Origin of the sequence: Mucilaginibacter gilvus, assembly GCF_004054195.1 — a bacterium.
Classification (GTDB): Bacteria; Bacteroidota; Bacteroidia; order Sphingobacteriales; family Sphingobacteriaceae; genus Mucilaginibacter; species Mucilaginibacter gilvus.
Window position 1 is genome coordinate 1 of record NZ_SBIW01000016.1, and the last position, 383, is coordinate 383.

The window sequence follows — 383 nt, forward strand, 5'->3', positions numbered from 1 at the left end:
GTCTGTGTTCACGCCACGCGTTTGCTGGTCCTCTTGTAGACGAGGTTTCCCAGAGTCAGCGTATTGACCAGCGTGTTCCCGTCCACGAGCTCCGTGACCGACGTGATTTTGTTCAGGACGACCTTCAGCTTGTTTCCCTCTTTGCTCACGACAGCCTTGACTTTCTCTCCGGTCAGCGTCTCGATGTCGGCCTCCTGTCCGATGGTGAAGGCGTTGGTCAGAACTTTGGCTCCGGTCGTCACGGTCACTTTGAAGTGATCTCCGTTCTGCTCGATCTCAGAGACGCTCTTGATGTCTTTGCCTTTCTCAATCAGATCATCAGGAAGACCGATGGCCTTCATGAACTCCACGAATCCCTCCTGACTCTCCAGCTGATATTTCCC

General features: G+C 53.8%; 1 protein-coding gene. It reads right to left on the reverse strand.

The features are described 5' to 3' along the window. Nucleotides 1-8: 8 nt before the first annotated feature. The coding region (locus EPL05_RS21700) for a lipocalin/fatty-acid binding family protein (RefSeq protein ID WP_134240087.1) at nucleotides 9-383 on the reverse strand (375 nt) is incomplete at its 5' end.